Consider the following 25,140-nt stretch of genomic DNA (forward strand, 5'->3'; position numbering starts at 1 on the left):
CGTGACCGCCCAACCGCACTCGAGCCCGCCTGCGGCCGCACCCGCGGCCGCCGCGCCGGCGCACCTGAGCCCGGTGGACACCGGCACGCCGGGGACCCCGCCGGTCACCCTGCCCCCGAATCCGCCGCTCGCGCCGCGGCTGCCGGGCTGGCGGGGCACCTTCGCCTGGGGCCTCGTGCGCGCCGTGCGCCCGCGCCAGTGGGTGAAGAACGTCCTCGTCCTGGCCGCGCCGCTGGCCGCCGGCCGCATCTTCGAGCTCGACGTCCTCATCCCGACGGCTGTCGCGTTCGTGCTGTTCTGCTTCGCCGCGTCCGCGGTCTACCTCGTCAACGACACGATCGACGTCGAGGAGGACCGCCGGCACCCGCGCAAGCGCTTCCGGCCGATCGCCGCCGGCGTCGTGCCGAAGTCGCTGGCCGTCGCGATGGCCGTGGTCTTCTTCGCGGTCGCGCTGACCGCGGGCGTGCTGCTGACCCGCCCGGCGCTGGCCTGGGTGCTCGGCGCCTACGTGGTCATCCAGCTGGCGTACTGCCTGTTCCTGAAGAACCAGCCGGTCATCGACCTCGCCGTCGTCGCGTCGGGCTTCCTGCTCCGCGGCATCGCCGGCGGTGTCGCCGCGGGGCTGACCCTGTCGCAGTGGTTCCTGCTCGTCGCGGCCTTCGGCTCGCTGTTCATGGTCGCCGGCAAGCGCTACTCGGAGCTGATCGTCGTCGGGGACGCCGCCGCGACCCGCAAGACGCTCAAGGAGTACTCCGCGAGCTACCTGCGGTTCGTCTGGAGCCTCTCGGCCGGTGTCGCCGTCACGGCCTACAGCCTCTGGGCCTTCGACATGGCCGGCGCGCACGACAACGCCGTCCCGTGGGCCACCATCTCGATCGCCCCGTTCGTCATGGCGATCCTGCGCTACGCCGTGGACGTCGACAAGGGCGCCGCCGGCGCCCCGGAGGAGATCGTCCTGGGCGACCGCGTCCTGCTCGGCCTGGGCGTCGTGTGGGTCGCCACGCTGGCGCTGGGGGTCTTCAATGTCTGAGGCCACGCTCGAGGCGCCGATGGTGCCGCTGACCGGGTGGGGCCGCACCGCCCCGACCCCGGCCGTGCTCACCTCCGTGCACGAGGACGACGACGCGCGCAGCGTGCTCAAGGCGGCCGGCGACCGCGGCGTCGTGGCCCGCGGCCTGGCCCGCAGCTACGGCGACGCCGCGCAGAACGCCGGCGGGCACGTGCTGGACATGACCACGGCCAACCGGGTGCTCGCCGCCGACCTGGAGACCGGCCTGATCGAGGTCGAGGCCGGCATCTCGCTCGACGAGCTGATGAACCGGTTCGTGCCGCAGGGCTGGTTCGTCCCGGTGACCCCGGGCACCCGGCTGGTGACCGTGGGCGGGGCCATCGGCGCCGACATCCACGGCAAGAACCACCACGTCGCCGGCAGCTTCGCCCAGCACGTCCGCTGGATCGACCTGCTGACCGCCGACGGCCAGGTCCGCCGGGTCAGCCCGGAGACCGACGCCGACCTGTTCTGGGCGACCGCGGGCGGCATGGGCCTGACCGGCGTGATCCTGCGCGCGCAGGTGCAGATGAAGAAGATCGAGTCGTCCCGGATCTCGGTCGACACCGACCGGACGCCGGACCTCGACAGCCTCATGACGCTGCTGGCCGAGACCGACCACCTCTACGACTACTCGGTGGCCTGGATCGACTGCGTGGCCAAGGGCAGGCGCATGGGCCGCTCGGTGCTCACCCGCGGCCGGTTCGCCCGCTTCGACGAGCTGCCCGCCAAGCGGCAGGCCGACCCGCTGAAGTACCACGGCTCGGTCAAGCTGTCGGTGCCGAACGTCTTCCCGCCCGGGCTGCTCAACCTGGCCACGGTCTCGGCGTTCAACGAGGTCTGGTACCGCAAGTCGCCGAAGCGCAAGCGCAACCAGCTGCAGAGCATCCCGACGTTCTTCCACCCGCTCGACGGCGTCGGCGCCTGGAACCGCATCTACGGCCCCCGCGGCTTCGTGCAGTACCAGTTCACCGTGCCCTTCGGGCAGGAGGAGGCCATGCGGGAGGCGCTGGAGCGGATCTCGCACTCCGGGACGGCGTCCTTCCTCGCCGTCCTCAAGCGCTTCGGCCCGGGCAACCCCGGCATGCTGTCCTACCCGTCCCCGGGCTGGACGCTGGCGCTGGACATCCCCGTGGTGAAGGGCCTGGCCACCCTGCTCGACCAGCTCGACGAGCTGGTCGTCGCGGCCCAGGGCCGGATCTACCTGGCCAAGGACTCGCGGGTGCGCCCGGAGACCTTCGAGAAGATGTACGACCGGCTCGACCAGTTCCGGGCCGTGCGCAAGCAGGTGGACCCGGACGGCGTCTTCACCTCGGACCTGGCCAGGAGGCTCGCGCTGTGATCGACGCCCTCGGTTCCCCCGGGTCGCTGCTGCTCGTCGGCGGCACCTCGGACATCGCCGTGGCCACCGCCCACCGCTACCTGCGGGAGCGGCCGCTGCGGGTGATCGTCGCCGCGCGTGACACCCCCCGCCGCGCCGCCGTGGCCGAGGAGCTGCGCGGCGCGGGCGGGCTCGTCGAGGTCGTCGACTTCGACGCCGACGACCCGTCCTCGCCCAAGCGGATGGTCGCCGAGGCGGCCGCCGGCGGTGACATCGACGTCGCGGTGATCGCGTTCGGCCAGCTCGGCGACCAGCAGCAGCTGGCCGGCGACGCCGACGCGGTCGCCGCGCTCGGCAGGGTCAACTACGTGGCGCCGGTCGTCGTCGGCACCGTGCTGGCCAACCACCTGCGCCACCAGGGGCACGGCGTGATCGTCGCCCTCTCGTCGGTGGCGGGGGAGCGGGCCCGGGCGTCGAACTTCGTCTACGGCTCCACCAAGGCGGGTCTGGACGCGTTCTTCAGCGGCCTGGCCGACTCCCTCGCCGGCACCGGCGTCTCGGTCCTCGTCGTCCGCCCGGGCTTCGTGAAGTCGAAGATGACCGAGGGGCTCGAGGACGCGCCGCTGGCCACGACGCCCGAGGCGGTCGCCGACGCGATCGTCGCCGGCGTCCGCAAGGGCAAGCACACCGTGTGGGTGCCGGGCGCCATGCGCTGGGTCATGAGCGGGCTGCGGCACACGCCGCGCGCGGTCTTCCGCAAGCTGCCCATCTGAGGCACTGTCCGGCCGTGCGGGGCGGTCGCCGGGGGCGGTCGGGGGGTGACCCCCGTGACGCGTGGGGTCAGGGACGGCCGTGCGGTGCAGGAGGTGCGCTCGGGACCGTTCCGTCACGTGTCCTCCCGCCATCGGCCGGGCGCGCATGCGAGCATGGTGTCATCGCCCAGCCACTGTGTGTGGCGGGCGCCCGAGCACCGCAGCGCGGCCCGGTCTGCGCCTTCCGCCGGTGCCCGGCCGACCGCCCAGCGCACCGTCCCGACGGCGCGCCAGCGCTTCCAGGAGCCTCATGACCACCCTCGAGCGGCCGCTGCCCGTCGCCGATCCCGTCGACCGGCCGGTCCGGCGGCGCCCGACGTCCGGCACCCTGGTCCTCGCGGCCTCCGCCGTCCTGTACCTGTGGCTGTGCTGGCGGCTGCGCGCGTTCGTGACCGACGACTCGTGGATCTCCGTCCGGTACGCCGAGAACCTCGCCTCCGGGGGCGGCTTCGGGTGGAACCCGGACAGCGCGCCCGTGGAGGGGTACAGCAACCCCCTGCTCGTCATCGTCGAGGCGCTGGCCGACCTCGTCGGCATCCCGGCGATCCGTGCCGCCCGAGGGCTGGGCGTGCTCAGCGGCCTGGCCTGCCTCGTGCTCGTCCACCTGCGTGGCCGTGCCGTCATCGGTCGTTTCGGGGCCTCGGCGGCGACGGTGCTCCTCGCCTGCTCGGCGCCCTTCGCCGTGTGGGCCGTGGGCGGGCTGGAGACCCTGCCGATGGCGCTGGTCCTCACCGTGGCGGTCCTGGAACTCGCCCGCGCGGACGGTGGCCGGGTCTGGATCGCGGCCGGCGCGATGGCGCTGCTGCCGTGGCTGCGGCCGGAGGGCCTGGCCGCGGCGGGGGTCCTCGTGGCGCTCAGCGAGGGTCCGGCGCTGCTCCGCCGGCTGCAGCGGCGCGCCGCGCTGCGTCGTCTGCTCGTGCTGGGCGGGCTCCCGGTGGCCTCCCAGATCCTGCTGGAGCTCGAGCGGCTCCTTGTGTACGGGCACCTGCTGCCCAACTCGGTGATCTACAAGGCCGGCCACGGCGAGCTGTTCCTGGTCGCGGAGAAGTTCCTCACCCAGGGTGTGCTGGTGCTGCTCCTGGCGGTGATCGGGGTGGTTCTCGCCACCGGCCGGCAGCGCCTGCTCCTCGTCCCGCCGGCGGTCTACCTGCTCGGCTCGCTCGGCATGGCCGACAGCGTGAACGCCTTCAGCCGCTTCTTCATGCCGGTCTGGCCGCAGCTCGTGCTGCTGGCTGGCCTGGGGGTCGCGGGTCTCCTGACCGGTGCCGAGGACCGCCGGCGGCGGATCGCCGCAGGCGCCGTCGTGGCCGCCACCGGGGCGGCCATGCTCGCCTTCCCCCCGGGCGGGCTGCGGACCGCGGAGGCCTTCGCGCAGGACTACCTCGACTGCCGGACGACCACCCGCATGGCCATGGCCGACTGGCTGCGGACCACGCCGCGGGACACGGTGTACTCCATCTCCGACGCCGGGCTCGTCCCCGCCCGCGCCGGCCGCACGGCGATCGACAGCTTCTTCCTCAACGAGGCCGCGCTCCAGGAGACCGGCCGGATGTCCGGCGAGCAGATCGCGGACGAGGTCTTCCGCCGGCGGCCGGACGTCGTCATCGTGGCCAGCCCCAACCCGACCGCGTTCGTCGGGAGCTACCAGAGCGACCAGCTGATCCACGACCGACTCGATGCCGAGGGCTACCGCCTGGCGTTCGTCGCCAGCGGGCGCGTGCCCACCTGCGCCTACAGCCTGTGGGCCTTCCAGCGCTGACCCGCTGACGTCGGTCCGTTCTCTCCAGCGCCTCCCTCCGCAGGTCGCGCTGCCTTCCCAGGAGCTCCATGATCACCGTCGAGGACCCGTCCGTCCTGCGCGCCCCGGCCCGGCCCGCCGCCCCCCACCGCCCCCGCCGGACATGGCCGTGGGTGGACAGCGCCGTGCTGATCGCCTCGATCGGCGTCTTCCTGGGGCTGTGCTGGCGGCTGCGCGTGTTCGTGACCGACGACTCGTGGATCTCCGTCCGGTACGCCGAGAACCTCGCCCAGGGCCACGGCTTCGTGTGGAACCCCGGCGGTCCGCGGGTGGAGGGCTTCAGCAACCCGCTGCTGGTCATCGCCGAGGCGCTCGCGGACCTGATCGGGGTCCCGGCAATGCTCGCGGCCCGGGGCGTCGGCGTGCTCAGCGGCGTGGCCCTCCTGGCGCTGATCCACCTCCGCGGGCGGACCGTCGTGGGTCGCACCGGTGCGTCCGCGGCCACGCTGTTCGTCGCGTGCTCGGGACCGATCGCGTTCTGGGCGGTGGGCGGACTGGAGACCCTTCCGGTGGCCCTGGTGCTCACCGCCGCGACGCTCGAACTGGCCGCCCGGGACGGCGGCCGGGTGTGGCCGGCGGCCGGCGCCATGGCGCTGCTGCCGTGGCTGCGGCCGGAAGGCCTGCTCGCGGCCGGGGTGCTCGTGGCGCTCAGTGAGGGCCGCCGGTTGGTGCGGACGGCGCAGCGGCGCACCGCGTTCCGCCGGCTCCTCGTGCTGGCCGGTGTGCCGGTGGCCTCGCAGCTGCTGCTGGAGGGGATCCGGCTGGCCGTCTACGGGCACCTGCTGCCGAACTCGGTGCTGTTCAAGGCCGGCCAGGGAACCCCGTTCGGTGTTGCCGACAAGTTCCTCGCGCAGGGCGTGGTCGTCCTGGTCCTCGCCGTCGTGGGGCTGGCCCTCGCCCGAGGCCGGCAGCGGTTGCTCGCCGTCCCGCCGGCGGTGTACCTGGCCGGCTCGATCGGCATGCTGGACAACGTCAACGGCTTCAGCCGCTTCTTCCTGCCGGTCTGGCCCCAGCTGGCGCTGCTGGCCGGCCTCGGGGTGGCCGGTTTCCTGAGCGGTGTCGACGGGCGTCGCCGGGGACGCGCCGCGGTCGCCGTCCTGGCCGCGGGCTGCCTTGCCCTGGTGGCCGCGCCGCCGGGGGACGTGCGGTCGGTGGTGGCCGCCGCTCGCACGTACGCGGACTGCAAGACGGCGGCCCGCACGAGCATGGCCGCGTGGCTGACCACGACACCGCAGGACACGACCTTCGCGATCGTCGATGCCGGCCTCGTCCCGGCCCGCGCCGGCGGCCGGACGGCCATCGAGAGCCTGTTCCTCAACGAAGCGTTGATCCAGGAGACGGGTGCGCTGTCGACGGCCGAGCAGGTGGACGAGATCCTGCAGCGCCGCCCGGACGTCCTCGTGCTGGCCAGCGCCCGGAGCGACACCTTCGCCAGCGTCTACCCCGTCGACCAGGGACTGCACGACGACCCCCGTGCCCGGGACTACCGCCTGGCGTTCGTCGCGACCGGCAGCCTGCCGACCTGCACGTACAGTCTCATGGCGTTCACGCGGTAGCGGCTCCCGGAGCCCGCGGAGACGGCACCGGCCGGCGTCCCCGAGGGGGATGCCGGCCGGTGCCGTCGGCGGGTCAGAGCGTGTCCGGCGCCAGGGCCTTGAGCTTCTCGGGGTTGATGTCCCGGTCGTGGAGCGGCAGCACGAGCTCGGTGACCACGTCGGTCAGCTCGGCGATCCGGAGGTTGAGCCGGCGCTCCTCCAGCACGGCCTGCTGCAGGTCGTTGAGCCGTGCTTCCACGTCGTTGAGCCTGCCCTCCATGGCGTCGCCCCGCTCGCGCTGGATGCGCTCCTGCTCCTGCAGGTGCGCGATCGCGCCGTGCGCGGCCTCGAGCGACTCGAAGGCGAGCCGGTTGTCCTTGAGCAGCACCTCGTACTCCGGCAACAGGTACTTGCGCAGTGCCTTGGCCGGTGCCCGCAGCACCCGCTTCACGCGCGCCGCTGCCATGTGACCACCATCCTCGTCGTGGGGAGGGGCTTGCCCTCCGTGTTCCAGGGCAGGTTCTCGAGGGTCTCCTCGGTGTCGAGGGTCTCCTCTGTCCGCAGGCCGTAGGGGGCCATCTCCTCGGCGAGCCGCTCCAGCGGGGTGGCCCGGTGCAGCGGCACGCCGGTGCCCGGCACGGGCATCAGGTCGGCGCGCGGCACGTCGAGGTGGGCCTGCCCGCCCGAGCGCAGCACCATCGACAGCAGGCGCAGCAGCTGCGGCCGGGTCACGTCCCATACCGTGGCGAGCAGGTCGCGGGCGTAGACGACGACGGGCTCCCGGCGGGCCGCCACCTCCGCCCCGAGGACCAGCATCCGGCGCAGGTCGTTGATGTTCATCGTCCGGAACCGGGCCGGCAGCTGCCGCTCGTCGGCGGTCTGCTGGGCGCGCGCGGTGGGCCAGCGGACGTAGTCGATCGCCTCCACCCGGTGCCCCTGCTCGGCGAGCCACAGCGCGTCGTGGCCCCGCCCGGCCCCGAGCTCCAGGATCGGCGCGTCCGCCGGGATCCGGTCGTGCAGCCACCGCGCGTAGTCCGACGGTGCGCTGCCCAGCGGCACCCGCTCGCCCTCGATGTCGTAGCGGTACCAGTCCTCCCAGACCGTGCGGTCCATGCCGTAGTCGGAGAACCAGCCCCAGAACCGGTCCTGCATCGACTGCGGGATGTTGAAGCGGAAGGCGGGGTCGGGGGTCCGCCAGCCCGGGCCGTAGTTGGCCTCGAGCATGATCTCCGGCGTCCGCGGTGCCGGCTCCGGGCGCCCCTCGACGTCGATGGTGATCGGCGGGACGATCTGGTCGCGGGTCGCCCGCGCGCGCACGGCGAAGGTGTGCTGGAACCAGCCGTCGTCGTCGATGAACCCGGTGAACAGGTCGACGTAGGCGTCGGGCTTGCCGTCGTGGGCGAAGTGGATCTGCAGGTGACCGCCGGAGGCCCGGACCGGGTTCAGCCCGGCGCCGCGCAGCGCACGGCCGATGACGAAGTTCTCGCGGACCACGTCGACCGGGTGGGTGTGCCTGCTCAGGTACCCGAGGTCGGCGTCGTCGTCGTGCCGCATGATCTTGCCGTCGCGGTACGGGCCCAGCAGCGTGCCGCCCATGACGTACACGTCGAGGTCGGGGAAGTGCTTGGCGAGGACCTCGCGGACCTCGTCGACGTGGTCGAGCATCCGCGGGATGGTCTGCGGGTCGTAGTCGGCCAGGGCGTGCCCGATGTTGCTGAACTTGTTGATGATCAGGCCGATGCCGAACCGGTCCTCGAAGCGCACCGGGTCGGGGCTGTCGCCGAAGCGCGCCCCCGTCTCGACGACGTCCGGCCCGCCGTCGACCGGTCGCAGGCTGATCACCGACGTGCCGTTCAGGTAGGGCTTGAGCTTGACCGGCCAGGGCATCCGGCGGCCGGGGGCAGGCGAGACGTCGACGAGCTCGGGGTCGAGGACCACCGGGACGGCGTCGGCGATGCGGAAGGACCAGATCCGGCGGCCGTCGAGCAGGACGTCGACGACCCGTCCCTCGTCCTCGGCGTCAGCGGAGAAGCCCAGGCCCTCGGCGTCCAGGGTCAGATTCGCGAGCAGGATGCAGCTCCTCGATCGAGCGGTGCAGCCGCGCGGCCGGTGAACGGCAGATGAGCGTGGCGGTACCGCGAGGCTAACAGTCGGCTACCCCGCGCTCGGTCGGCGGTAACCGGTCGATCAGTTGATGCAGCTCTCGTCGGCGGCGGTGCGCGGGTCCTCGCCCTCGGTCGGCACGGTGGGCGTCGGCGTGACCGCCTGCCCGACCCCGTTGAAGTCCGAGCCGAGGACCAGCTGCACCGTGCCGGTGGTCGCGTCGTCGACCTGGGTGAGGACCGCCCCGGGGACGGCGGCAGCGAGGGTGTTCGCCCGCGCCTCGTCGCCCGCGGCGTAGCGGATCTCGGTCGTCGTGTAGTCGCTGGAGTCGGCGTTGCCGCCGTTCGTCGCCACGAAGCCGGCCGTGCCGAGCGCGGTGGCCGTCTCGGCCGCCAGCCCGGGGGTGCCCGAACCGTTGTAGACGGCGACCTGCACCTGCGACGGCGCCACGGTCTGCGGCGCGGCCGGGGTGGTGCTCTCGTCCGCCGCGGGGGCGGGGTCGGCGGAGAGGTCGGCGAAGAACCGGTGCAGCGTGTCCTCGTCCTCGAGCCGGAGGATGTAGCGGTTCTGGTCGTCCCGGTCGTCGCCGACGTACGGGATCGTCTGGAACTCGATGGCGCCGGCGGTGACCGACTGCATCTGCTGCGCGAGCTGGAAGAGGTCCAGCGACTGGTCCACGGTGAGCGACTCGGCGGCCGCCTGCACGAGCTCGCGCTGCCGGCCGAGGTCGAGCAGGGTGTCCTCGGAGAGCATCTTGCGCAGCACGCCGGCGATGAACACCTGCTGGCGGATGATCCGGTCGAAGTCGCCGCGCGGCAGGCCGTGCCGCTGGCGGACGAACTTGAGGGCGTCCGCGCCGCTGATGACCTGCTTGCCGGCGGGGAAGACGGCGCCCGAGTAGGCGGAGTCGTCGACCGGCTCGCACAGGTTCACCTCGACGCCGCCGACGACCGAGGCGAGGTTGAAGAAGCCGAGCAGGTCGACCTCGGCGTAGTGGTCGATCTGCAGCCCGGTGAGTCCGCTGATCGTCTGCACGAGCAGCTGGGCGCCGGCGGCCTGCTTCGCGGCGTCGGGCTGGCTCTCGTCGGCCGACTGGTAGCCGTAGGCGTAGGCCGCGTTGAGCTTGTCCCAGCCGTATCCGGGGATCTGGACGTAGGAGTCGCGCGGGAAGGAGACGAACGAGGCGCGGGACCCGTCGGCCGGGATGTGCACCAGGATCATCGTGTCGGTGTTGATGCCCGAGTCCGCGCCGGCGTTGAGCTCGGCGAGCTGCTGATCGGTGAGATCGGCGCGGCTGTCGTTGCCGACCAGCAGCAGGTTCATCGCCGCGCCCGCGTGGGACGTGTCCTCGTTGCCCGACGTCGGGATCGCGTCGGTGCGGTTGACGGTCGCCTCGGCGACCTGACCGAGGTACCAGCCCCAGCCGCTGGTCGCGAGCAGGGCGGCGGAGAGCACGGCGCCGACGACGCGCAGGAGCAGGACGCCGCGGCGGGTCTGCGGCGCGCCGGTCCGGCCGGCGCGGGGAGCCGTGGACTCGGCCGCGCGCGAGCGGGCGGGGCGGCCGGCGCGCGGGTCGAGCCGCGGGGGGAGCGGGCGACCCGGGTGGTCGTCCGGCTCGGAGCGGTCTCGGCTCACGGTGTCCTTCCTCGGATCGTCCCGGAAAAAACGCCGGGCGACGGGCGCATGTTCCGACCGCCGGGAGGCGGTGCGGGGAGGCGGCCGGCGGGAGGGGAGCCGGCGCGAGCGATGGTAGGCACGGCAGCTGGGCGCCTCCGGGGTCCGACACGGGGAACCGTCCGTCACCTCGGCGGACCGCGTCCGACAGGCAACTAGCGTGCTCACAGTTCGCAGGAGTCACACCTCGGGGGGATGCCCCGCGGTGCCGGCCACGGGAGGATCGGGAACATGCGGGTGCTGGTCACGGGAGGAGCGGGCTTCATCGGCTCCCACTACGTCCGCACCCTCCTCTCCGGGGGCTATCCGGCCTTCGAGGACGCCGACGTCACGGTCTTCGACAAGCTGACGTACGCGGGCAACCTGGCGAACCTGGCGCCGGTCGCCGACTCGCCGCGCTACCGCTTCGTCCGGGGCGACATCTGCAGCGCCGCCGATCTCGACGCCGCCCTGCCCGGGCACGACGTCGTGGTGAACTTCGCCGCGGAGTCGCACGTGGACCGGTCGATCTCCGGCGCGTCGGAGTTCGTGCTGACCAACGTGCTCGGCGCCCAGCAGGTGTTCGAGGCCGCGCTGCGGCACGGGGTGGGCCGGGTGGTGCACGTCTCCACCGACGAGGTCTACGGCTCGATCGACGAGGGCTCCTGGACCGAGGACCACCTCCTCGAGCCGAACTCGCCGTACTCGGCGGCCAAGGCCGGCGGGGACCTGATCGCGCGCGCCTACGCGCGCACCTACGGGCTGAACATCTCGATCACCCGGTGCAGCAACAACTACGGGCCCTACCACTTCCCGGAGAAGGTCATCCCGCTGTTCGTCACCAACCTGCTCGACGGGCAGAAGGTGCCGCTGTACGGCGAGGGAGCCAACGTCCGCGACTGGCTGTTCGTCGACGACCACTGCCGCGGCATCCAGCTGGTGCTGGAGAAGGGCGCGCCGGGCGAGTTCTACAACATCGGCGGCGGCCGCGAGCTGTCCAACAAGGAGCTCACCGAGAAGCTGCTCGCGGCCACCGGCCGCGACTGGAGCTACGTGGAGAACATCGTCGACCCGCGCGGCGGCGGCCACGACCTGCGCTACTCGGTCGACTACTCCAAGACCGCCGCGCTGGGCTACGCCCCGCGGATGGGCTTCGAGGACGGCCTCGCCCTGACCGTGCAGTGGTACCGGGACAACCGGGCCTGGTGGGAGCCGCTCAAGGCCGCCGCCGCCACCGCCCGCGGCTGAGGGCGCCGATGCCGATCTCCTGGCTGGTCACCGGCGCCCGCGGCCAGCTCGGCCGGGACCTGCTGGACCTGCTGGCCGGGCGCGGCGACGACGAGGTCACCGCCGTCGGCCGCGCCGAGCTGGAGCTGACCGACGAGCGCGCCGTGCGCGGCGCCGTCCGCGACTGGCTGGCGGGCACAGCGGCCGCCGGGCACCGGGCGGTGCTGGTCAACACCGCCGCCTACACCGCGGTCGACGCCGCCGAGACCGACGAGGCCACCGCTCAGGTGGTCAACGGTGCCGCCCCCGGCTGGCTGGCCGAGGAGCTGGCCGGGCATGCGGCAGGCACCGCCCGGCTGCTGCACGTCTCCACCGACTACGTCTTCGACGGGACGGCCACCGAGCCTTACCCCGTGGCCGCGCCGACCGCGCCGCGCACCGCCTACGGCCGGACCAAGGCCGCCGGGGAACGGGCGGTCGCGGCCGCCGGGGGTGACGCCACCGTCGTCCGCACGTCCTGGGTCTACGCCCGCCACGGCGCCAACTTCGTCCGGACGATGGCCCGGCTGGCCGCCGCCGGCGACCCGGTGCGCGTGGTCGACGACCAGGTCGGCTCGCCCACCTGGGCCGCCGACCTGGCCGCCGGGCTGATCGCCGCCGGCGAGCGCGGGGACCCGCTGCCGCCGGTCCTGCACTACAGCAACGCCGGCGCGGTCAGCTGGTTCGGGTTCGCCCGCGCGGTGTTCGAGGAGATCGGCGCCGATCCCGAGCGGGTCCGCCCCACCACCACCGCGGACTTCCCCCGCCCGGCCCCGCGGCCGGCCTACTCCGTGCTCGACCTCGGCGCGTGGCGCGCCGCGGGACTGCCCGCACCGCGCCCCTGGCGGGCGGCACTCCACGAGGCCCTGAGCGAGCCGCTCGAGCCCTAGGCGCGGCGCCCGTGGGACGGGCGGGGCGGCAGCGACCGCTGGGGCGGCCCGGAGTGCACCGCGCCGGAACGCGGTGTTACCTGTTCGTGACCTCGTCCGCCGTGTGCTCCCGGCGGCTCCCGGCGTCGCCGACGCCGTCCCCCTGCTCGAAGGGCTTCCCCCGTGCGCCGACTCCTCGCCGGCTTCCTCGGCACTGCCGTCCTGACCGGGACGTTCCTGGTCCTCCCGGTCTACGCCGCGCCGGCCCCCGAGCCCGAGCCCGTGGCGGCCCGCACCGACGAGGTGCCCATGGGGTCGGTCGCCGACCCCGCGCCGGCCGCGGACGTGCAGGCCGGCACCACCGATCCCGTCGCCGGCGTCCCGTCCGGCGCGCCGGCGCTGACGGTCGAGCAGACCGACGTCGACGAGTTCTCACTGGTCGGGGTGACCTGGGCCGACGACCCGGCGGTGACCGACACGGTCGTGCAGGTACGCGTCCAGGACGCGGCCGGGCGGTGGGGCGCCTGGACCGAGGTCGGGCGGGAGGACGCCGAGCAGAACCCGAACGCCCCCTCCGGCGGCACCCTGCGCGGCGGGACGGCGCCGCTGTGGACGGGGCCGAGCACCGGCGTACAGGCCGAACTGGTCACCCGCTCCGGCGCGCAGCCCACCGACGTGCGGCTGGACCTCGTCGACCCCGGTTCGAGCCCGGCCGACGCGATGCCCGGCACCCCGGAGATCCAGGACACCGCGGACGCGGCGATGGCCATGCCGGACGTCTACTCGCGCGCGCAGTGGGGCGCCGACGAGGACGTCCGCGACTGGGACCCCGAGTTCGCACCCACGATCAAGGCGGCGGCGCTGCACCACACCGCCGGCTCGAACGACTACACCGCCGACCAGGTCCCGGACATCCTGCGCTCGATCTACCAGTACCACGCGGTGAGCCTGGAATGGGGCGACATCGGCTACAACGTCCTGGTCGACAAGTTCGGCCGGCTGTGGGAGGGCCGTTACGGCGGCCTGGCGAGCACGGTCATCGGCGCGCACGCCGGCGGGTTCAACACCTACACCTTCGGCGTCTCGATGCTCGGCGACTACGAGAAGGTCCCCGCGCCGCAGCCCATGGTCGACGCCGTCTCGGCGATCATCGCGTGGAAGTTCGAGCTCTACGGCGTGAAGCCGACCGGCACGACATCCCTGACGTCGGCCGGCGGCGGAACGGCACGGTACGCCAAGGGGACGGCGGTGACCCTGCCGACGATCTTCGGCCACCGCGACGTCGGCGCAACCGTCTGCCCAGGGCAGTACGGCTACGCCCGGCTGCCGGAGATCCGCACCGCCGTCGCCACCCGGCTGGCCGGGTCCATCACGGCGCGGTACGCCTCGGACGCGGGCGTGCGGGCCGCCCTCGGGACGCCGGTCGGGACGGAGCAGTCCGCTGCCGGCGTGACCTGGCAGGAGTACACGAAGGGCCGGATGTACTCGTCCCCGTCCACCGGCGTCCATGCGATCACCGGCGCGATCCTGGCCAAGTACCTCGCCGTCGGCGGGCACTCCGCCCTGGGTGCGCCGACGACGGACCAGGGCGTGACACCGGACGGTGTCGGCCGTTACAACCACTTCGGCCGGACGGCCATCTACTGGACCCCTGTCACGGGGGCGCACGTCGTCCAGGGCGCCATCCGCAACGTCTGGGCCGCCGGCGGCTGGGAGCGGGGGCCGCTGGGCTATCCGGTCTCCGACGAGGTGATCGCGTCCGACGGCCGGACGCGGTACTCCACGTTCCAGCGCGGCACGGTGCTCTGGACGGCGGAGACCGGCGCGCACCCGCTGCTCGGCGCCATCGAGGACCGCTGGTTGGCCCTCGGCGGTCTCGACTGGGGCCAGGGCGTGCCGACCTCCGACGAGACGCGCACCCCGGACGGCGTCGGGCGGTACACGTTCTTCTCCGGCGGCGCGGCCATCTACTGGAGCCCGCGGTCCGGGGCGCACGGCGTCGTCCCCTCGGTGCGGACCGTCTGGAGGGCGCTCGGCTACGAGCGCGGGAGGCTCGGCTACCCGACCGCCGACGAGGCGCTCACCGCGGACGGGGCGGGCCGGGTGACCGGGTTCGAACGCGGCCAGGTCTACCGCAGCGCGGCGACCGGCGCGCACTCGGTCTACGGGTCGATCGCCACGACCTATCTCCGGCTCGGCGGGGCGACCTCGCGGCTGGGCCTGCCGACGCGGGACGAGTACGCGGTTCCCGGCGGACGGCGCACCGACTTCCAGCACGGCGCCCTGACCTGGAACGCCCGGACCGGACAGGTCACTGCCACCTACCGCTAGGCCTTCCGGCGGGTCGGCTTGAGGGTCGGCCCGCCGATGACGAAGGACGTAGCGGAAACACGTCTGCTCGCCGCGGGCCGACCGGACACCGCGTTCCCCCGGAGGACATCTTCGTGCGCCGCCTACTCATCGGACTTCTCGCCTTCCTGGGCATGTCCGGGACGATCCTGACCCTCCCGGTCTGGGCTGCCCCGACCCCCGATCCGGAGCCGGTGGCGCCCTCCACCGAGGAGGTGTCGATGGGCTCGGTGGCCGACCCGGCCCCGGCCGCGGACGTGCAGGAGGGGACGACCGAGCCGGTCGCCGGCGTCGCCGACAGCGCGCCGACGCTGACCGTGTCGAGGACGGGCGTCGACGAGTTCTCGCTGGTCGGCGTCACCTGGGCGTACGACCCGGCCGTGTCGGACACCGTCGTGCAGGTGCGCGTGCAGGACGCCGCGGGGGCCTGGGGCGAATGGACGCCGGTCGGCGTCGAGGACGCCGACCAGAACAGCGACGCCGACTCCGGTCAGGAGGCTCGCGGCGGGACGGCGCCGCTGTGGACCGGGCCCAGTCACGGCGTCGAGGTCGAACTGGTGACCCGCGCGGGCGCGCAGCCGACCGACGTGCAGCTCGACCTGGTCGACCCGGGCCGGAGCGAGGCGGACGTCGCACTCGAGACGCCGGAGATCCAGGACACGGCGCACGCCGCCGCGGCCATGCCGCCGGTGTACTCGCGGGCGCAGTGGGGCGCCGACGAGCGCCTGCGCACCTGGGCGCCCGAGTTCGCGCCCACCATCAAGGCCGCGACCCTGCACCACACGGCCGAGATCAACAACTACACGACCGACCAGGTCCCGGCGATGATCCGGGCGATGTACAGCTACCACGCGGTCAGCCGCGGCTGGGGCGACATCGGATACAACGTCCTGGTCGACAAGTTCGGCCGGCTGTGGGAGGGCCGCTACGGCGGCCTGGCCAGCACGGTCATCGGCGCGCACGCCGGCGGTTTCAACACCGGCACCTTCGGCGTCTCGATGATGGGCAACTACGACGTCGTCGACACGCCGCTGCCGATGATCGACGCCGTGGAGGCGATCATCGCCTGGAAGTTCGCCCTGTACGGCGTCGACCCGCGCGGCACCACGGTGCTCACCTCCGGAGGCGGCAGCACCGTGCGGTACGCGGCCGGCGCCCGGGTGACCCTGCCGACGATCTTCGGACACCGCGACACCGGGCTCACCGCCTGTCCGGGCCGGTACGGCTACGCCCGGCTGCCGGAGATCCGCGACCGGGTCACGGCCCTCGTGAACGACATCCGGGAACCCACGATCAGCGAGCGGTACGCGGCCGATGCGGCGCTGCGGACGCTGCTCGGGCCGCCGGTCGGCACCGAGCAGAGCACGGCCGGGGTCCGGTGGCAGCAGTACCAGAACGCCTACATGTACTGGACCCCCCTGACCGGCGCGCACGTCGTCGGCGGGCAGATCTGGGGCGTCTACATGGCCGGTGGCGGCCCCGCGGTCATGGGCGCGCCGACCACCGACGAACGCGGCACCCCGGACGGCGTCGGCCGGTACAACCACTTCGCCAACGGCTCGTCGATCTACTGGACGCCGTCGACGATGGCGCAGCCGGTGCACGGCTTCATCCGGCAGCTGTGGGCGACCACCGGGTGGGAGCGGGGCCCGCTGGGCTATCCGACCTCCGGTGAGCGGGCCGGCGCCGGCGGCCGGTTCAACACGTTCCAGCACGGCACCGTCTACTGGACGGCCGCCGGCGGCGCCACCGAGGTGCACGGCGACATCGCCGACGCCTGGGACGCGCTCGGCGGCCTCGACTGGGCCGTGCCCACCGGGGTCACCCGCACGGCGGCCCTGGGCGGTCAGTACAACACCTTCGCCGGCAACCGGGCGATCTACTGGTCGCCGGGCACCGGGGCGTACCCGGTGGTGGGGCAGATCCTCAACGCCTACCTGGCCAAGGGCGGTCCGCGCGGCGCGCTCGGCTATCCGACCTCGGACGAACGCGGCGCCTCCGGCGGAGTCCGGTTCAGCATGTTCCAGGACGGCATCATCTACTGGACCTCGGCCACCGGCGCGCACGTGGTGCAGGGCTCGATCGCCCGGAAGTGGATGGCCCTCGGTGCGCTGAGCAGCGGGTTCGGGGTGCCGACCACGGACGAGCGCGCCACGCCGGACGGCGTCGGCCGGTACAACCACTTCGCCAACGGCTCGTCGATCTACTGGACGCCGGCGACCGGCGCCCAGTCGGTGAGCGGGCAGATCCGCAACCTGTGGGGCGCGCTGGGCTGGGAGCGCGGTCTGCTTCGCTACCCGACGAGCGACGAGAAGCCGACCGCCGACGGCCGGGGCCGGATGAACACCTTCCAGACCGGCGCCATCTTCTGGTCTCCGACGGTGGGCGCCCATGCCGTCTACGGCTCGATCTACCAGCGGTACGCCGCTCTCGGCGGGGTCACCTCCTCGCTGGGCTACCCCACCAGCGAGGAGTACGCCGTCCCCGGCGGCCGGGCCAGCGACTTCGAGCACGGCCGGATCACCTGGACGGCCGCCACCGGGGCGGTCACGGTGACCACGCGCTGAGCTCTCACGGTCCGCGGCAGCGGGGGCGGGCAGGCATCTGCCCGCCCCCGCTGTCGTTCGCGCCCGGTCAGCCGGCGGCCGCCCACCCCGGCACCGTCGTCGGCCGCACGTCCTGGCGCGGCGCGGTGGTCGTCACCCGCGGTTCCCAGGCGTAGAGCGCCATCGGACGCTCGAGCGGCCGGTCCTCCAGGTACACGGGCACACGGACCTCGTCGACGAGGGTCCGGGCCGGTGCGTACGGACCGCCGACGAACTCGGCGACGATGATGTCGCCGGCATCGCTGGCCGAGGCGATCCGCCACTCCGGCACGTCGGTGAGGCCGTCGCGCTGGACCGACAGGGTCTGGCAGGGGAACACGAAGGCCACCGGCCAGTCGACGATCGCCGGCCGGTCCGGGTCCACCACCTCGGAGAACGGCTCCGTGACCGGGACCCGCGGCGCCGACACGGCCAGCGGCAGGTCGGTGTCGGCGGCGCCGTCCATAGCCGTGAGCCGTACGACCTGGGCGTCGGCGGGGACGTCGGCCGGCGCCAGCCGGGCATCGGTGGCGGCCGGCTCGTCGCCCGACGGCGGCAGGCCGCGGGCGCCGACAGGGGTGATCGTGTCGCCAGAGACGACGCCGAACTCGGCGACGAGGTTCGTGCCCCGGCCGCGCTCACCGGCGGTCGCCACCACGAGGGGCAGATCGCCGCCGGCGAAGTCGGCCGGCAGGTCGTACCAGCCGGTGACCAGCCGGGCCGGGCCCGTACCGTCGGCGGAGGTGTGGCCCGTCGCCGACCAGCCGGGCAACCGGTCACCGCCGATATCCAGGGCCGGGCCCTCGAGCGTGGTGTGGTCGGTGATCTCCTCGAAGCCGTCGACCAGGGCTGTCTCGCGGTCGGGGCTCGCGGCCCGCGACGGCTCGAGCAGGCCCGCCCTGGGGGACCGCTCCACCCGGAGCGCCTCCGCCAGGCCGCAGCCGGAACCGTGGACGGTGTCCATCGCATCTCCGGCCAGGGAGTACGTCTCCCGACGCTCCCAACCGGCCTTGGCCAGGCCGCCGAACTGCAGCAGCACCGTGGCGGCCATCAGCCCCACCGCCACCAGTGCCGGGGAGGGGATCCAGCGCGCCAGGGGCAGGGCGACGCCGTCGCCGTCCCGGGAGCGTGACCAGACCACCAGTGCGGCTCCGGCAGCGGCCACGAGCAGGCCGGCAGCGAGGAAGAGCGTGGAGAAGGACTTGCCCAGGACCACCGGGGGGATGTTGTTCCACGGCACGCCGGCGTTGGACAGGTAGGCGTACTGGTTCCAGCCGGCGTACGACCAGGCCGCCACGAACAGGACGACGGTCAGGCCGGCGGCGCCCACGGCCAGCGGCCCGACGCCGATCCGGCTGCGGACCGGGGTGCGGCCGCGCTCCGCGCCGGCCCACGTGACCCGGCGGTCGAACAGGTGCAGGCCGAGGACGATCAGCGCGGTGCCGACGGGGACGAGCGCACCGAAGTGCATCGTCCACTTCGTGGGCGTGAACAGCAGGACCACCAGCGACAGCCCGGCGGTGATGACCAGCCGGTCGGCGACATCCCGAGCCGCGGAGTCCGGCCAGCGCGCCGACAGCCGGCGCCACAGGATGCCGACGACCGCGGCCAGCGTCAGCAGCACGGGAACGCGCCGGACCAGCGAGCCCTGCAGCTCGCCGGCCTTGAGCAGGAGATACCAGCGCTCGGCCTCGGCCGACCAGGGGACCGCGCCCGGCAGCTCGTTGCGGATCCGGTTGGCCTGCAGGATCGCGGCCAGGCTCTGGTCGGCGAACATCAGGAGCAGCGCGGAGGCGGCGGCCGCGGCCGCCGCCACGGCGAGCGCCGGCAGGCCGGGACCCTCTGGTCGGCGGATCAGCCGCAGGATCGGCACGGCGGCCGCGGCGAAGGGCAGGAAGGCCACCGCACCGGTCGGTGTGACGCCGAGCGTGGCGCCCGCGACGACGAGGCCGACGAGCAGCGGCAGCACCCGCCGACGGGCGAGCGCGTCCTCCACCAGCAGCAGCACCGCGGCGAACCCGGCCGCCACCCAGGCCTCCGGGCGCAGGCCCAGGTTGCTCGGCAGCCACCACACGCCGAAGGCGACCGCCGCTGCGGCGTAGCTGCCCGCGGCGCGGGCGAACCCGCCCAGCCGCGGCAGCAGCCCCCGGGCGATGAGGAACCAGGTGGCCACCCCGAGCAGCGTGGACGGGATCCGCATCCACACCGTCGCGGTGCTCACGTGCGCCCAGCCGTCCATGACCTCGTAGAACCAGCCGAACGGCGCCTCCGGGGCGTTGAACCATCGGTAGACGTTGCCGACGTAGCCGTTGGCATCGGCGCTCCGGATGATGCCGGCGATGTAGCCGTCGTCGACGGTCAGCGGCCCGATGACGTTCCACACCGCCAACGCGCCCACGACGACCGCGTCGACCGCCCATCGCACCCCCCGGCCGCGACGCGCGGTGCCGGGCTCCCGCTCCGCGCCGGCGTCCGCGCGCCCCCGGGCCCGCTCGGCGCGTGCGACCAGGACCAGCACGGCGGCCAGCGAGACCACGGCCAGTACCGCGAGCGCCGTCTTCAGCGGCGACGGGGTGGTCTGGTACAGCGTGTCCGCGGTGACGTCGACCGACAGGTCGTCGGCGTTCGCGCTCTCGGTGAACACGCCGGCGACGACGGGTCGGAGGTCCTCCGGCCGTTCCTCCACGACCCGCCCGTCGAGGCTCAGCCTCGTCGTCGTGGCGGTGGTCTCGAGCGTCCACGTGCAGTCCCGGGAAGCCGGGAGCGCCTGCTCCGAGAGATCGACACCGCCGGTGCGGAACCGCACCCCGTCCTCGGGCGTCGCCGTCACCCGCAGTCCGTTCAGCACCTCCTCGCCCGGGATGTCGCGCAGCGGCAGCGTGGACAGCAGGACGCCGTCCGGGCCGGCCGCGCGGACGGCGGCGCAGCCGACCGAGGCGGTCAGCGTCGCCGGCGTCGAGGTCATCAGCGGGATGGCGGCGGCCGCGGGATCGCCGGGCGCCGAGGGCCAGCTGTAGACGGCGTCGGGGCGTTCGACCGGCGCCAGCACGAAGGCCAGCGCGGAGACCAGGGAGAGAGCGGCCAGCGCGAGCACCGCCACGCGCGGCCGAGTGATCCGCCGCAGGGCAGGGGTGTCCGAGGGCATGCGGCCGAGGGTAGGCGGGCTCCCGCGCGCCCCCTGGCTTTCGGGGCGACCGCGGCGCCCCGGAAGGACTACTCCGTCCCACTCGCACCCGGCGTCCCGCGGGCCCCCTCGGCGCGCGGCCGCCCGGCGGCGCGAAGGTAGCCTCAGCGGACGTGGCTGTGACCGAGTCCTCGAACGCTGCGTGGACGGCGACGAGACGGGACCTCGTCAACGGCTGGCGGCAGCGCGAGCTGTGGGCGCACCTGGGCTGGCAGGACATCAAGCAGCGCTACCGGCGCTCGGTGCTGGGCCCGATCTGGATCACGATCAGCATGGCCGTCACCGGCGTCGGGCTGGGGATCCTCTACGCCGGCCTGTTCGACAACCCGCTCGAGGTGATGCTGCCGCACATCGTCGTCGGCTTCATCATCTGGGGCTTCATCTCCGGGTCGATCCTCGACGGCGCGAACGTCTTCATCGCCAACGAGGGGCTGATCAAGTTCCTGCCGGCGCCGATCTCCGTGCACGTGTACCGGCTGGTGTGGCGGCAGACGCTGCTGTTCGCGCACAACCTGATCGTCTACGTGATCATGCTGATCATCTTCCCCAAGCCGCTGGGCTGGTCGAGCCTGATGGCGTTCCCGGCGTTCGGCCTGCTCGTGCTGAACGCGCTCTGGGTGGCGTTCTTCCTCGGCATGGCCAGCGCCCGCTTCCGGGACCTCAACCCGATCGTCGGCAGCATCGTGCAGCTGGTGTTCTTCATCACGCCGATCGTGTGGATCTACGAGGACTTCCTCAACAGCCCGAACCAGGCGATCGCCGAGCGCGCCCGCCTGGCCGAGCTCAACCCGTTCCTGCACTTCGTCGAGATCCTCCGGCGACCAATGCTGGGCCAGGAGAACCTCTGGCACAGCTGGGTCGTCGTCCTGGCCATCACCGTCGTCGGCTGGGCCGTGACCCTCATGGCGATGCGCCGCTACCGCGCGCGCGTGGCCTACTGGGTCTGACTGCCGCGAGAGGGGTTCATCCGCATGGTCCGCATCGAGACCCGGGAGGCGTGCGTCGACTTCCCGATCTTCGACGCGAAGTCGCGTTCCCTGAAGAAGGCCGTGCTCGGCGTGGTCGGGGGCACCATCAACTCCGACGACCACAAGGTGCCCGTCATCCAGGCGCTGCACGACATCACGCTGACCCTCGAGGAGGGTGACCGGGTCGCCCTGGTGGGGCACAACGGCGCCGGCAAGTCCACCCTGCTGCGGCTGCTCTCGGGCATCTACGAGCCCACGGCGGGCACGGCGACCGTGCGAGGCCGCGTCGCGCCGATCTTCGACCTCGGCGTCGGGATGGACCCGGAGATCACCGGCTACGAGAACATCATGATCCGGGGCCTGTTCCTGGGCATGAACCGCAAGCAGATGGAGGCCCGGGTCGACGAGATCGCCGACTTCTCCGAGCTCGGCGACTTCCTGAACATGCCCCTGCGCACGTACTCGACCGGCATGCGGGTCCGCCTCGCCCTCGGCGTGGTGACCAGCATCGACCCCGAGATCCTCCTGTTCGACGAGGGCATCGGGGCCGTCGACGGGGCGTTCCTCGCGAAGGCCAAGGGCAAGCTGACCGAGCTCGTCGAGCGGGCGGGGATGCTGGTCTTCGCCTCGCACTCCGACGAGCTGCTCGGCCAGCTGTGCAACAAGGCGCTCTGGATGGAGCACGGCCGGATCAAGCAGATGGGCGGGCTGCGCGAGGTGCTCACCGCCTACAAGGGCAAGGACCCGTTCCTCGACAAGACCTCCGCGCCGGCATGACCCTCGCGCCGCCCACGGTGGTGGCCGTCGTGGTCACCAGGCAGCGACCCGCCCTGCTCGCGGAGAGCCTGGCCGCGCTCGCCGCGCAGACCCGGCCGGTCGACGGCGTCGTCGTCGTCGACAACGGCCCGGACGAGGACACCGCGCGGGTCGTGGCCGCCTCCGGGCTGCCGAGCACCTACCTCCCCTCGCGCCGCAACCTCGGCGGCGCGGGCGGGTTCGCCCTCGGCATGCTCACCGCGCTGGCGCAGGGCGCGGACTGGGTCTGGTGCGCCGACGACGACGGCCGCCCGGGCGGGGACACGGTCCTCGAGCAGCTGCTGGCCTGCGCGGCCGAGCACGACCTCGCCGAGGTCTCGCCGGCCGTCGTCGACAAGGCCGATCCCGGGCGGCTGGCGTTCCCGCTGCGTCGGGGGCTGGCCTGGCGGCGCACCCTGGCCGAGTTCGCCGACGTCGACTTCCTGCCGCGGTACGCCTCGCTGTTCAACGGCGCGCTGTTCCGGGCCGACGCGCTCGAGGCGGTCGGCGTCCCCGACCTGCGGCTGTTCCTGCGCGGCGACGAGACCGAGATCCACCGCCGGCTGGTCCGCTCCGGGCTGGCCTTCGGCACGTGCCTGCGGGCCACCTACCTGCACCCGCAGGGGACCGACGAGTTCCTGCCGATCCTCGGCGGCCGGCTCTCCGCCCAGTACCCGGGGGACGACGCCAAGCGGTTCTTCACCTACCGGAACCGCGGCTACCTGATGGCCCAGCCCGGCATGCGCTGGCTGTTCCCGCTGGAGCTGGTCCGGTTCTCGTGGTTCTTCCTGTCCCGCAGGGACGTGCGGGGGCTGCGCACCTGGCTGGCCCTGCTGCGCCAGGGCCGCCGCGAGCGGTTCACCCGCCCCTGAGCTCGGGGCGGGCGAACCGCCGGGTCACTGCGTGAAGGCCTTCTGCCAGTTCTCCGCGGAGGTCAGGTCGCCGTAGGCGGCCCGGTACTGCTCCATCAGCTGCGGGAACTGCTTGCGGATCTCCCGGTTCAGCCGCGCCGACCGGGTCATCAGCTCGCGGAACTTGGCTGGGTCGCGGTGCCGGAAGGTCACGCCGCGGCCGTCGGCCGTCCCGACGGTGGCGCGGTCGAGCTGGGCGAGCACGAACCACTGCGCATCCGGGGCCGGCACCTGGACCTGGGGCCGCTCACCGGGGGCGCGCACCGGGCGCAGGCTGCGGCGCAGCGCGCGCAGCGCCGCCCTGCCGATCGCCACCTTGCCCGCCGGCGGGGTGGCCATGCCCTCGACGACGACCGAGTCCAGCTCCGGCTCCGGGATCGCGGCCCGGTCGGTGATGACCTGGCTGTCGGCGAAGGTCTTCTGCAGCGCCCGCACGTCGCCCAGCGCCGTGGGCAGCGCCGGGAAGACCGCGTCCGGCCCGGCGAGGAAGTCCTCGTAGGCCTTCAGGTGCAGGGCGACCGCCGAGTACTCCAGCTTCAGCAGGTGCTTGAGGTCGGCCTTGAGCTGGCTGCGGACGATGCCGCCGGTGTCGGCGTGCGGGCTGTGCAGCGCGGCGACGATCAGCCGGTTGCGGGCGAAGAAGTAGGCCTGCCAGTCGCTGACGTCGTCCTTGTCGGTCCAGGCCAGGTGCCAGATCGCCGCGCCGGGCAGGGTGCAGGTGCGGTGCCCGGCAGCCTTGGCGCGCAGTCCGTACTCGGCGTCGTCCCACTTGATGAACAGCGGCAGCGGCAGGCCGATCTCCTCGGCGACCTCCCGCGGGATCAGGCACATCCACCAGGCGTTGTAGTCGACGTCGACCCGCCGGTGCAGCTCTTCGGTCTCGCGCAGCGACTCCTCGGCGAAGTCGTGCTGCATCACCCCGTAGGCGGCCGGCCGGTACAGGAAGCTGAAGCGGTCGACCGACTCGCCCATGGTGTGCAGCACCGAGCGGTCCTGCAGGGCGAGCATCTGGCCGCCGACCAGCATGAGCTCGTCGGTGAACCGGCTGAAGGTCAGCGCCCGGTGCAGGCTGTCGGCCTCCAGCTGCACGTCGTCGTCGAGGAACAGCACGTGCGTGGCGTCGGTGTGCTCGAGCGCCTCGTGCATGGTCCGGGCGAAGCCGCCGCTGCCGCCGAGGTTGCCCTGCTCGACCAGGCGCAGCCGGTCGCCCAGCTGCGCGGCGACCTCGGGGAAGCCCGCGTCGTCGCGGACCTTGCGGTTGCCCTGGTCGGCGACCACGACCGCGGTCAGCTCCGCGGCGACCACCGGGTCGGAGGCGATCGTGGAGACGGCGGCGACGCAGTCGTCCGGCCGGTTGAACGTGCAGATGCCCACGGCCAGGCGGCCCGGCCGCAGCGGCTCCCGGTCGGCGTACCAGCCGGCCTCCACGACCGTGAGGTCCTCGTCGGCGGTGAGGTCGAACCAGTACCAGCCGCCGTCGACGAACGGCGTCAGGTCCAGCTCGAGCTCCAGCTCCGAGTTCCCGCCGGAGACCGCGGCGCCGGCGGCGTGCACGATCGTGCCGTCGGCCTTCGAGCGGTACACGTCGATGCGGCCCGTGCCCGACAGGCGCAGCCGCAGCACGACCGCGGGCAGCGACGTCCAGCGCCGCCAGTAGGCGGCCGGGAAGGCGTTGAAGTAGGTCGCGAACGAGACCTCGTCGCCGGCCGCGAGGTGGCCGGTGGCGCGGTCGTCGACCCGCACCCGCCCGGAGCGCTCCTCGTCGACGTAGAGCGTGCGGACCTTGCGCGGGTCGGCCGGGCGCGGCATCAGCACCCGCTGCAGGAGCGTCACGGCCTTGCCGGGGGCGAGCTCCCGGGGGGACAGGTCGGCGACGAGCTCGGGGGACGTCGGCGCGGTCATGGGAAGGGATCAGTCCTCAGGTCGGTCGTTCGCGTGGAGTC

The 25,140-nt window shown here is 73.4% G+C and carries 17 protein-coding genes; 12 read left to right on the forward strand and 5 right to left on the reverse strand.

Annotated features, from left to right (window positions below):
• The first annotated feature begins 1 nt into the window (after position 1).
• The 5 genes from ACWIYF_RS04920 (at position 2) to ACWIYF_RS04940 (ending at position 6,535) form a co-directional block, all read left to right on the forward strand.
• Positions 2-1,030: a decaprenyl-phosphate phosphoribosyltransferase gene (locus ACWIYF_RS04920; protein WP_448626997.1), complete on the forward strand. Its 1,029-nt coding sequence runs from the start codon at positions 2-4 to the stop codon at positions 1,028-1,030.
• Positions 1,023-2,390 (forward strand): FAD-binding protein, encoded by a 1,368-nt coding sequence (locus ACWIYF_RS04925; RefSeq protein ID WP_448626998.1) that lies wholly within the window; start codon positions 1,023-1,025, stop codon positions 2,388-2,390. Before ACWIYF_RS04920 ends, ACWIYF_RS04925 begins: the two co-directional genes overlap by 8 nt.
• Positions 2,387-3,142, forward strand: a complete 756-nt coding sequence (locus ACWIYF_RS04930) for a decaprenylphospho-beta-D-erythro-pentofuranosid-2-ulose 2-reductase (protein ID WP_448626999.1) — start codon at positions 2,387-2,389, stop codon at positions 3,140-3,142. The genes ACWIYF_RS04925 and ACWIYF_RS04930 overlap by 4 nt, the downstream gene beginning before the upstream one ends.
• Before the next feature lie 289 nt (positions 3,143-3,431).
• Positions 3,432-4,940, forward strand: coding sequence for a hypothetical protein (locus ACWIYF_RS04935; RefSeq protein WP_448627000.1), 1,509 nt, complete (start codon positions 3,432-3,434; stop codon positions 4,938-4,940).
• A gap of 68 nt (positions 4,941-5,008) precedes the next feature.
• Positions 5,009-6,535 (forward strand): hypothetical protein, encoded by a 1,527-nt coding sequence (locus tag ACWIYF_RS04940; protein ID WP_448627001.1) that lies wholly within the window; start codon positions 5,009-5,011, stop codon positions 6,533-6,535.
• Positions 6,536-6,608: 73 nt separating this feature from the next.
• Here ACWIYF_RS04940 and ACWIYF_RS04945 read toward each other — a convergent pair whose 3' ends face one another.
• From ACWIYF_RS04945 to ACWIYF_RS04955, 3 genes are all read right to left on the reverse strand, one after another.
• Positions 6,609-6,980: a DUF6752 domain-containing protein gene (locus ACWIYF_RS04945; RefSeq protein ID WP_448627002.1), complete on the reverse strand. Its 372-nt coding sequence runs from the start codon at positions 6,978-6,980 to the stop codon at positions 6,609-6,611.
• On the reverse strand, positions 6,962-8,452 hold the full coding sequence (locus ACWIYF_RS04950) for a class I SAM-dependent methyltransferase (RefSeq protein ID WP_448627003.1): 1,491 nt from the start codon (positions 8,450-8,452) through the stop codon (positions 6,962-6,964). Before ACWIYF_RS04950 ends, ACWIYF_RS04945 begins: the two co-directional genes overlap by 19 nt.
• A 249-nt stretch (positions 8,453-8,701) precedes the next feature.
• Positions 8,702-10,252: an LCP family protein gene (locus ACWIYF_RS04955; RefSeq protein ID WP_448627004.1), complete on the reverse strand. Its 1,551-nt coding sequence runs from the start codon at positions 10,250-10,252 to the stop codon at positions 8,702-8,704.
• A gap of 270 nt (positions 10,253-10,522) precedes the next feature.
• Here ACWIYF_RS04955 and rfbB point away from each other — a divergent pair, with 270 nt between their 5' ends.
• The 4 genes from rfbB to ACWIYF_RS04975 all read left to right on the forward strand — a co-directional run bounded on the left by rfbB (position 10,523) and on the right by ACWIYF_RS04975 (position 17,321).
• The gene (gene rfbB, locus ACWIYF_RS04960; protein ID WP_448627005.1) at positions 10,523-11,518 is read left to right on the forward strand and encodes a dTDP-glucose 4,6-dehydratase; all 996 of its coding nucleotides are present in this window, start codon (positions 10,523-10,525) and stop codon (positions 11,516-11,518) included.
• Between the two features lie 8 nt (positions 11,519-11,526).
• A complete protein-coding gene (gene rfbD / locus ACWIYF_RS04965; protein WP_448627006.1) occupies positions 11,527-12,426 on the forward strand; it encodes a dTDP-4-dehydrorhamnose reductase in 900 nt (299 codons plus the stop codon).
• A gap of 162 nt (positions 12,427-12,588) precedes the next feature.
• The gene (locus tag ACWIYF_RS04970) at positions 12,589-14,736 is read left to right on the forward strand and encodes an N-acetylmuramoyl-L-alanine amidase (protein WP_448627007.1); all 2,148 of its coding nucleotides are present in this window, start codon (positions 12,589-12,591) and stop codon (positions 14,734-14,736) included.
• Between the two features lie 113 nt (positions 14,737-14,849).
• Positions 14,850-17,321 (forward strand): N-acetylmuramoyl-L-alanine amidase, encoded by a 2,472-nt coding sequence (locus tag ACWIYF_RS04975; protein WP_448627008.1) that lies wholly within the window; start codon positions 14,850-14,852, stop codon positions 17,319-17,321.
• A 67-nt stretch (positions 17,322-17,388) separates the two neighbouring features.
• On the opposite strand, the gene ACWIYF_RS04980 is transcribed toward ACWIYF_RS04975, so the two are convergent.
• Positions 17,389-20,484, reverse strand: a complete 3,096-nt coding sequence (locus ACWIYF_RS04980; RefSeq protein WP_448627009.1) for an arabinosyltransferase domain-containing protein — start codon at positions 20,482-20,484, stop codon at positions 17,389-17,391.
• A gap of 152 nt (positions 20,485-20,636) precedes the next feature.
• On the opposite strand from ACWIYF_RS04980, the gene wzm reads away from it, so the two are divergent.
• From wzm to glfT1, 3 genes are read left to right on the forward strand one after another with little or no spacing between them, the layout of a single operon-like run.
• Entirely contained in the window at positions 20,637-21,470 is an 834-nt protein-coding gene (gene wzm, locus ACWIYF_RS04985) for a galactan export ABC transporter permease subunit Wzm/RfbD (RefSeq protein WP_448627010.1), read from the forward strand.
• A gap of 24 nt (positions 21,471-21,494) precedes the next feature.
• Complete coding sequence (gene wzt / locus ACWIYF_RS04990) at positions 21,495-22,268, forward strand: galactan export ABC transporter ATP-binding subunit Wzt/RfbE (protein ID WP_448627011.1); 774 nt, start codon at positions 21,495-21,497, stop codon at positions 22,266-22,268.
• Positions 22,265-23,158 carry a galactofuranosyltransferase GlfT1 gene (gene glfT1 / locus ACWIYF_RS04995; protein WP_448627012.1) on the forward strand — a complete coding sequence of 298 codons (894 nt, stop codon included), beginning with the start codon at positions 22,265-22,267 and terminating at the stop codon, positions 23,156-23,158. Before wzt ends, glfT1 begins: the two co-directional genes overlap by 4 nt.
• A 24-nt stretch (positions 23,159-23,182) precedes the next feature.
• Here glfT1 and ACWIYF_RS05000 read toward each other — a convergent pair whose 3' ends face one another.
• Positions 23,183-25,099 (reverse strand): glycosyltransferase, encoded by a 1,917-nt coding sequence (locus ACWIYF_RS05000; RefSeq protein WP_448627013.1) that lies wholly within the window; start codon positions 25,097-25,099, stop codon positions 23,183-23,185.
• Positions 25,100-25,140: the final 41 nt, after the last annotated feature.

This window comes from Geodermatophilus sp. URMC 64, from assembly GCF_053502555.1.

What these genes read in the sequence shown, in the direction of transcription:
- ACWIYF_RS04925 (WP_448626998.1), top strand. Translation starts at nt 1,023, where the DNA reads ATGTCTGAGGCCACGCTCGAGGCGCCGATGGTGCCGCTGACCGGGTGG.
- ACWIYF_RS04935 (WP_448627000.1), top strand. Translation starts at nt 3,432, where the DNA reads ATGACCACCCTCGAGCGGCCGCTGCCCGTCGCCGATCCCGTCGACCGG.
- ACWIYF_RS04940 (WP_448627001.1), top strand. Translation starts at nt 5,009, where the DNA reads ATGATCACCGTCGAGGACCCGTCCGTCCTGCGCGCCCCGGCCCGGCCC.
- ACWIYF_RS04945 (WP_448627002.1), bottom strand. Translation starts at nt 6,980, where the DNA reads ATGGCAGCGGCGCGCGTGAAGCGGGTGCTGCGGGCACCGGCCAAGGCA.
- rfbB (WP_448627005.1), top strand. Translation starts at nt 10,523, where the DNA reads ATGCGGGTGCTGGTCACGGGAGGAGCGGGCTTCATCGGCTCCCACTAC.
- rfbD (WP_448627006.1), top strand. Translation starts at nt 11,527, where the DNA reads ATGCCGATCTCCTGGCTGGTCACCGGCGCCCGCGGCCAGCTCGGCCGG.
- ACWIYF_RS04980 (WP_448627009.1), bottom strand. Translation starts at nt 20,484, where the DNA reads ATGCCCTCGGACACCCCTGCCCTGCGGCGGATCACTCGGCCGCGCGTG.
- wzt (WP_448627011.1), top strand. Translation starts at nt 21,495, where the DNA reads ATGGTCCGCATCGAGACCCGGGAGGCGTGCGTCGACTTCCCGATCTTC.
- glfT1 (WP_448627012.1), top strand. Translation starts at nt 22,265, where the DNA reads ATGACCCTCGCGCCGCCCACGGTGGTGGCCGTCGTGGTCACCAGGCAG.
- ACWIYF_RS05000 (WP_448627013.1), bottom strand. Translation starts at nt 25,099, where the DNA reads ATGACCGCGCCGACGTCCCCCGAGCTCGTCGCCGACCTGTCCCCCCGG.